This is a genomic window from Acidiphilium sp. PM (assembly GCF_000219295.1).
Taxonomy (GTDB): domain Bacteria; phylum Pseudomonadota; class Alphaproteobacteria; order Acetobacterales; family Acetobacteraceae; genus Acidiphilium; species Acidiphilium multivorum.
Genome location: NZ_AFPR01000192.1, coordinates 1 through 7,622 on the forward strand (window position 1 = coordinate 1; position 7,622 = coordinate 7,622).

General features: G+C 70.2%; 8 protein-coding genes and 1 tRNA gene. 5 read left to right on the forward strand and 4 right to left on the reverse strand.

The features are described from left to right. From rsfS to APM_RS09065, 3 genes are all read left to right on the forward strand, one after another. Positions 1-311: ribosome silencing factor (rsfS, locus tag APM_RS09055; protein WP_007423067.1), on the forward strand; the 311-nt coding region annotated here is incomplete at its 5' end. After that, positions 308-784: a 23S rRNA (pseudouridine(1915)-N(3))-methyltransferase RlmH gene (locus APM_RS09060; RefSeq protein ID WP_011942327.1), complete on the forward strand. Its 477-nt coding sequence runs from the start codon at positions 308-310 to the stop codon at positions 782-784. The genes rsfS and APM_RS09060, both read left to right, overlap by 4 nt. A gap of 54 nt (positions 785-838) precedes the next feature. Continuing rightward, positions 839-913, forward strand: a tRNA-Met gene (locus APM_RS09065). A gap of 57 nt (positions 914-970) precedes the next feature. On the opposite strand, the gene APM_RS09070 is transcribed toward APM_RS09065, so the two are convergent. From APM_RS09070 to APM_RS09085, 4 genes are all read right to left on the reverse strand, one after another. Further along, entirely contained in the window at positions 971-3,814 is a 2,844-nt protein-coding gene (locus APM_RS09070; RefSeq protein WP_007423069.1) for an EAL domain-containing protein, read from the reverse strand. Continuing rightward, entirely contained in the window at positions 3,811-4,797 is a 987-nt protein-coding gene (locus tag APM_RS09075) for a GGDEF domain-containing protein (protein ID WP_007423070.1), read from the reverse strand. The genes APM_RS09070 and APM_RS09075 overlap by 4 nt, the downstream gene beginning before the upstream one ends. A 140-nt stretch (positions 4,798-4,937) precedes the next feature. Beyond that, positions 4,938-5,657 carry a hypothetical protein gene (locus tag APM_RS09080; RefSeq protein WP_007423071.1) on the reverse strand — a complete coding sequence of 240 codons (720 nt, stop codon included), beginning with the start codon at positions 5,655-5,657 and terminating at the stop codon, positions 4,938-4,940. Positions 5,658-5,686: 29 nt separating this feature from the next. Next, the gene (locus tag APM_RS09085; RefSeq protein WP_007423072.1) at positions 5,687-6,040 is read right to left on the reverse strand and encodes a hypothetical protein; all 354 of its coding nucleotides are present in this window, start codon (positions 6,038-6,040) and stop codon (positions 5,687-5,689) included. Positions 6,041-6,204: 164 nt separating this feature from the next. Here APM_RS09085 and APM_RS09090 point away from each other — a divergent pair, with 164 nt between their 5' ends. Together APM_RS09090 and APM_RS09095 are read left to right on the forward strand one after the other, a co-directional pair. Continuing rightward, positions 6,205-7,365, forward strand: a complete 1,161-nt coding sequence (locus tag APM_RS09090) for an acyl-CoA dehydrogenase family protein (RefSeq protein WP_007423073.1) — start codon at positions 6,205-6,207, stop codon at positions 7,363-7,365. 75 nt (positions 7,366-7,440) lie between these two features. After that, positions 7,441-7,622 (forward strand): GntR family transcriptional regulator (locus APM_RS09095; RefSeq protein WP_007423074.1); only part of this gene is annotated, 182 nt, incomplete at its 3' end.

Sequence of the window (7,622 nt, forward strand, 5' to 3'; positions counted from 1 at the left end):
TCACCGAGAGCCTCGCCGACGACAAGGCCGAGAACATCGTGACGATCGACCTCGCCAGCCGCGCCAGCTTCGCCGACCGCATGGTGGTCGCCACCGGCCTTGCCGACCGGCAGATCGCCGCGATGGCGACCCACCTGCTCGAAAAGCTCGCCGCGATCGGCGTCAAGCGCGTGCAGGTCGAGGGCGCCGGCGGGTCGGACTGGGTGCTGGTCGATGCCGGCGACATCGTCGTCCATCTCTTCAAGCCGGAAGCGCGCGAGCTCTACGCGCTCGAAAAGATGTGGAGTGCCGATCTGGACGAGCCGGTGTGACGGCTCCGGGCGCCCGGTTGCGCATCATCGCGATCGGGCGCGACTCCAAGGGGCCGGAGGCCGATCTCGTCGCCCGCTACGCCGCGCGGCTCCAGCCCCGGCCGGAGGTCGTCGCCCTGCCCGACGGCACCGGCAGCCCGGCCGAGATCAAGCGGCGCGAGGCGGACGCCATTCTCCGCCGCCTCGCCGCCGAGGATCTGGTCATCGCCCTCGACCTCGGCGGCAAGGCGCCGGACAGCGCGGCCTTCGCCGCCATGCTCGCGTCATGGCGCGAAACCTCCCGGCCGCTGGCCTTCGTCATCGGCGGCGCCGAGGGGCTGGAGCGGCGGATCATCGAGCGCGCCGACGCCGTGCTGTCGCTCGGCAACCTGACCCTGCCCCATCTCCTCGCCCGCGCGGTGCTCGCCGAACAGCTCTACCGGGCGCAATGCATCCTCGCCGGGCACCCCTATCACCGGGCGGGGCGGCCATGAATCCGGCATGATTGACTTGCCTCGTCTCTGACGCTACCTGAGCGCCACCCATGGGGCGGCGTAGCTCAGCGGTAGAGCAGGGGAATCATAATCCCTTGGTCGGTGGTTCAAATCCGCCCGCCGCTACCAGGGCCTTTCCGGACATCGACAATGGCTTGCGCGGCGCGGCGCGGCGACGCATCCCGCTCAGGCGCGGGAGAATCCCTGCAGGCGCCGGCGCAATTCGTATTCCGACACCGGGCGGGCGAAGTAATAGCCCTGCGCCCACTCGCAGCCGAGCCGCGTCACGTAATCGAGCTGGACCCTGGTTTCGACCCCTTCCGCCGTCACCGGCAGGTTGAGCGCCGCCGTCATGCCCATGATCGCCTCGAAGATCGGCTGCCGGTCGCCCGGCGCGCGGATGCGCGAGATGAAGGACTTGTCGACCTTGACGATATCGACCTTGAACGTGTCGAGATAGGACAGCGACGAATAGCCCGTTCCGAAATCGTCGAGCACGAGAATCACGCCCTGCTCGCGGAGATCCTGCAGGACGTGAATGCTCGATGCGTTCTGCGACAGCAGGACCGATTCGGTCACTTCGAGCTTGAGCCGCGAGGCGGGCAGTCCGGCCGCGGCCAGCGCGTCGCCGACGACCAGCCGGATATCGCCCAGCTCGAACTGGCGCGGCGAGACGTTGACGGAAATCTTCACGTCCTCCGGCCAGTGGCGGGCGGCCTTGCAGGCGGTGCCGAGAACCCACGCGCCGAGGGAGGCGATCTGGCCGCTTTCCTCCGCGACCGGAATGAACTCCGCCGGCAGAATCAGGCCGCGCTCGGGATGGTGCCAGCGCAGCAGCGCCTCGACGCCGACGATGCGCTGGCTCGCCAGCTGCACGATGGGCTGGAAGGCGAGCGCGAACTCGCCCCGCGTGAGCGCGCCGGACAGCTCCGCGCGCAGCCGCCGCCCGGCCTCGTCCGCCCGCTGCATGTCCGGATGGAACAGGCGATAGGAGCCGCGCGCCTTCGACTTCGCGACGTAGAGCGCCCGATCCGCCTGGTTGTAGAGCGCATCGGCATCGGTCATCCCCAGGCTCGACACGGCGATGCCGACCGACACGCTGCTCGGCAGCGAGATGCCATCCACATCGAACGGCGCCCGCATGATCGCAAGAATGCGCTCGGCGAGCGCGATGGCGTCGGCCGGCCCGCCCACCCCGGTCTGCATGACCACGAACTCGTCGCCGCCGCAGCGCGCGAGCAGGTCCTGCGAACGCAGGCAGAGCCGCAGCCGGCTGACGAACTGGCGCAGCACAGCATCGCCCGCGGGATGCCCGTGCTGGTCGTTGATCTCCTTGAAATAGTCGAGATCGAGGCACAGCAGCGCCGTCAGGTCGCCGGCGTCCTGCCGCTCCAGCTGCGCGGACAGCCGCGAAAACAGGGTGCCGCGATTCGCCGCGCCGGTCATGAAGTCGAAGCTCGCCGCGTAGCGAAGCTGCTGCTGCGCGAGGCGCTTTTCCGAAATGTCGCGCAGGAACAGCGAAATGTCGCCGCCATCGGCGAACAGGCTCGCCTCCAGCCAGAGATCGGTCGGCGGCCAGAACAGCTCGAAATGCCCGCCGGCGCCGTCCCGCATCGCCCGCGAAACGGCCATGCGCAGCTCGCGGCAATGGGCTTCGGCGAACAGGCTGGCGACGTTGCATCCCACCGCATCGTCCGGCAGGCCGAGCATGGTCATGGCCCGCGCATTGGCGAACCTCGCGCGCCCCGCGGCATCGAAAACGATCACGGCATCGCCGCTCGCCTCCAGCACGCGCAGGGCCAGCGCCTCGGACGCCTTTCGCGCCTCCTCCGCCGCATGGCGATCGGTGATGTCCTCCAGCGTGCCGTACCAGCGCAGGATCCGCCCGTCCTCGCCACGCCGGGCGGCGGCGCGCGCGCGCATCCAGCCATAGGCGCCGTCGGACAGCCGGAGCCGGTATTCGACGTCGATCGGCGCGCCGGACTCGATGTTCCGCCGCCAGGCGGCGAGCGTCGGGTCCCGGTCGTCCGGATGCAGCGCCGAAACCCAGCCGAACGGCATGGTCTCGTCCCGGCTCATGCCGGTCAGCGCGAACCATTGCGGGCCGACCTCGAGAATCGCGCCGTCGGGGCCGGCCGTCCATGGAATCTGCGGGTGCAGCTCGACCATGTGCCGGTAATGGTCCTCGCTCTCGCGCAGCGCCGCCTCGATCCGGCGATAGGGCGTGATGTCCTGGGTGGTGCCGCGCAGCTGCGACACGGTTCCATCCGCCCCCACCACCGGCTCGGCATGGGTCAGCACGTCATGCACCGCCCCGTCCGGCAGGATCACCCGGTATTCCAGCGTCGCCGCCGTCCCGCTCCGCGCGGCCTCCCGGAAGGTCGCCATCGCGGCGTCGTAATCGTCCGGGTGGATGGCGCGGCGCATCTGGTCGTAATCGATCTCGGCGGCGCCGCCTTCAAGGCCGAGCAGCCACGTCGTTTCCACCGAGAGCCAGATCCGGCGCCGTGCCAGGTCCCACCGCCAGGCGCCGACGCGGGCGAGGCGATGCGCGCTGGCGAGTTCCTCGGTGCGCTGCGCAAGTTCGAGCGCCAGCGCGGCGAGACGCTCGGAATCGCCGCCCCCGCAAGGCGTGGCGGGCAGGTCGGGGACCAGGTCGAGATCGATGGTGATGCCCACCACCCGCAGCGGCCGGCCCGCGGCGTCGCGCACCACCACCCGGCCGCGCGCGACCTGCCGGATCCAGCCGCCGGCCGCATCCCGCGCGCGATAGCCGATCTCGAACTCCGGTGCCGCCTGCCCGTCGTCGCAGCGCAGCGCCGCGCCGACCCGCGCCCGGTCGTCGGGATGGACCCGCGCGCAGACCTGCTCGACCGTCTCCGCCGGCGGGCAATCCACCCCTTCCCGCGCCTGCCCGTGGTAATGCCGGATCCGGCCCGCCACCGGATCGAGATCCCAGAGCGCCACGCCGCGCCCCCCCAGGACCAGCGCGCCGAGCGTCGTCACATCGTCGGGCACGGTGCGGCTCATGGCTCCCCTCCGGCGGCGGCGGCGCCGTCCGGCCCGGCCGGGCGCATCACCGGCGAGGCCGAAAGGCGCTGCATCGATGCCTCGTAGCGGCGGTAACTCCCCCGCCCGGCATGCTTGACAGCGTAGAGCGCTCGGTCGGCGCGGTCGAGTAACGTCTCCGGATCGTCGCCGTCGAACGGGCACAGCGCCACCCCGACCGAGGCGGAAACGACGATCGGTTCCGGATCGGTCGCGAACGGGTGGCCGATGGCGGCGACGATCCGGTCGGCCAGGTGCAGCGCCTGCGCCGCGTCGCGAATGCCGAGCTGGATCACGCAGAACTCGTCGCCACCCAGCCGCGCGACCGTATCCCCGGCGCGGATCACGCCGCTCAGCCGCCGGGCGACGATGCGCAGCACGTTGTCGCCCACGAGGTGGCCGAACTGGTCGTTGATCGGCTTGAACCCGTCGAGATCGACCAGCAGCAGGCCGACGACCTCGCCGCTGCTTCGCGCGGCGGCCAGCGCCTGCGCGAGGCGCAGGGTCAGCTGCCCGCGATTGGGCAGTCCGGTCAGCAGGTCATGCGCGGCGAGATGGTGGGCCCGCGCCTCCGCCTCGCGGAAGCGCGTCACATCGGAAATGACGGCGACGATGAACGGCGCCCTGCCCTCGGCGGTGTCGAGATGGATCAGGCGCTTGCGGGTGATGACGATGCGCTGCCGTCCGCCGGCCCCGGTCACGATCTCCTCGTTCTCGTTCGGCAGGCCGGTGGCGAAGACCTGATCGTCGATCCGCCAGAACACCTCGAGCTGCGCCTGCGGCAGGAGTCCCGCCCCGGTCTGCCCCAGCAACGCCTCCCGCGGCCGGCCCATGAAATCCGCCATCGCCTGGTTGACCAGCACGAGCCGATGCTCCCGGTCGATCACGATGACCGGGTTCGGAATCGAATCCAGCAACGCCTGCAGGACTTCGACCGTGGGGACGATGGTGGATTGAGCGAACAAGAATATCTCGGACCAGACGACCGTCTCGGAAAACCGGAAGATTGCCCGAAATAATTACTACTCGATTAATTAACGGCCCATTTGATGTTCGCATGGCGGTCCCGCCGCGCGCCGGCGCGGCGAGTCGCCGCCGGGTGCAATCAGACCGGCTTGCCGCGCGCGGCGCGCAGCAGGTTGCGATAGGTGCCGTCGAACACCGTGTCGGTCGAGGAGGTCCAGCGCGTCTCCTGGCCGAGCGTCTCCCGGCTGGCGTGAATGCGCCGCGACCGCAGTTCCCGCGCCTCCGCCTCCTCCGGCGCCATCGGCTGCAGGTCGAGGTCCGGCTCCGCCGGCACCACGGTCAGCTGGATGAACGGTTCGCCGCGGCGGAACACATGCGTCACCCCCTCCGGCGGCGCCTTGAAGACGACGAAGGAGATCATCGGCCACCACTGGGTCCGCAACAGCGCCGGCACGGCGAGCGGCACGTCGTCCGCGCCGGAGGTGTAATAGCGCGGATGCGGCTCGACCCGCACCGCCATCGGCTCGTCCACCGCCATGTCGAGCAGCAGCTGGTGCGTGTAATACCCCTCGCCGAACGGGCGGAAGGGCGGCCAGTTGATGCCGGTGCAGGGGTCCGGGCCCCAGTCGCTCTCCAGCGTGACCACCCCGTCGCGGCGGCCGACGCGGAGTTCGTTGTCATAGGGATAGAAGAGTTCGATCCCGTATTGCGCGCCCTCGATGAAGGGCATGCAGTGCCAGGGCTGTTCGTGCGCGCCGTCGCGCCGCGGCTGGGGTTCGCCACCCCAGCCCGGCACCTCGAGCTTGGTGCGCCGCGGCGCCAGTCCCGGTTCGAAAAAGCGCAGCCTGACCGTCGTCACCCGATCCTCCGTCGTTGCCCGTCGCGGCCTCAGTACCAGCCGGGCCGGTAATACCACCCGTAATAGCCGTAATACCCGTGATGATGGTGATGATGGTGGTGGTGATGGTGATGATAATAGAACCGGCGATACGCGTTGTGATGATGGTGATGGTGGTGATGGTCCACCTGCTCCAGCCGCGCCGCCGGCGCCTGCGTTCCCTCGCGCGCCAGCAGGGCGTCATGCGCGCGCAGGATCACGCCCGGCGCCGCCACCGGCGCCAGCAGTTCGGCGTAGGATGCGGCCTCCGGCAGTGGCGCCGCCTCCGCGCTCGCGGCATGGAGGGGCGATGCGGCGGCGAGGCCGGCCATCGCGCCAAGCAGTCCGATCGTCTTGCGTTCCATCCTCGATCTCCTTTCGATCGCTGACCCGAACTAAATCCGCGGCAATGGCATTTCTGTGACCGGCCCGCCGGCGCGGTCTTTAAATTCCTGTCATGAACCCGCCGCCGCGGGGTTTCCCGCCGCCCCGCCGGTGGCTATCCTTGCCGTAAACGGAAGGAACCCCCATGGCGCTTGATTCGGAAAGCTTCGACATCCTGCTCGCAACCATCGACCGCTTCGTGCGCGAACGCCTGGTGCCCGCCGAGAACGAGGTCGAGGAGCAGGACGACGTGCCGGCGCCGATCGTCGCCGAGATGAAGGAGCTCGGCCTGTTCGGCCTGTCGATCCCCGAGGAGCATGGCGGCATCGGCCTGTCGATGGCGCAGGAATGCGAGGTGGTCCACCGTCTCGGCCAGACCTCCCTCGCCTTCCGCTCGGTGATCGGCTCGAATGTCGGCATCGGCTCGCAGGGCATCCTGATGGACGGCACCGCGGCGCAGAAGGCCGAATACCTGCCGCGCGTGGCCAGCGGCGAGCTGATCATGTCCTTCGCCCTGACCGAGCCCGATGCCGGGTCGGACGCCGCCTCGCTGACCACCCGCGCCGAGCGCGACGGCGAGGACTACATCCTCAACGGCGCCAAGCGCTACATCACCAACGCCCCCCGCGCCGGCGGCTTCACGCTGATGGCGCGCACCGGCGGGCCGGGGGCTTCGGGCATCTCCGCCTTCATCGTCCCGGCCGACACGCCCGGCCTGAAGCTCGGCCGCCCCGACCGCAAGATGGGCCAGCGCGGCACCAAGACCTGCGACGTCATCCTGGAAAACGTCCGCGTGCCGGCGGCGAACATCATCGGCGGCGTGCCCGGCCAGGGCTTCCGCACCGCGATGAAGGTGCTCGACCGCGGGCGCCTGCACATCGCCGCCGTCGCCTGCGGCATGGCCCGCCGCCTGCAGGACGAGGCGATCGCCTATGCCCGCGAGCGCCGCCAGTTCGGCCGGCCGATCGGCGAGTTCCAGCTCGTCCAGGCCATGCTCGCCGATTCCGAGGCCGAGCTGTCCGCCGGCTGGGCGCTGGTGCGCGACATCGCCCGCGCCTATGACGACCGCGCCGCCGGCGCGCCGGTCGCCGACCTGCCGATGCGCGCCTCCTGCGCCAAGATGTTCTGCACCGAGATGGTCGGCCGCGTCGCCGACCGCGCCGTGCAGGTGCATGGCGGCGCCGGCTACATGGCCGAATACAAGGTCGAGCGCTTCTATCGCGATGTCCGCCTGCTCCGCCTCTACGAGGGCACGACGCAGATCCAGCAGATGATCATCGGCCGCGCCCTGATCAGCCCGCGCTGAGCCCGCCGCGCCGGGTTTGACGCCGGCGCCCGCCTGCCGCAGAATTTCGGAATTCCGAATGCGGTGGGAGCGCGCATGGAGCCGATCGAAACCGGCGAAACGCTGATCGACAAGGTCTACGAACGCGTGGTGGAGGCCATCGCCGATGGCGCCCTGCTGCCCGGCATGCGCATCCGCCAGGGCGAACTGGCCGCCCGTCTCGGCGTCTCCCGCCAGCCGGTCAGCCACGCGCTCCACCTGCTGCACCGCCAGGGCCT

Bases quoted from the DNA above. Each gene is read 5' to 3' on its own strand.
- APM_RS09090 (WP_007423073.1), top strand. From the start codon at position 6,205: ATGGCGCTTGATTCGGAAAGCTTCGACATCCTGCTCGCAACCATCGAC.
- APM_RS09085 (WP_007423072.1), bottom strand. From the start codon at position 6,040: ATGGAACGCAAGACGATCGGACTGCTTGGCGCGATGGCCGGCCTCGCC.
- APM_RS09070 (WP_007423069.1), bottom strand. From the start codon at position 3,814: ATGAGCCGCACCGTGCCCGACGATGTGACGACGCTCGGCGCGCTGGTC.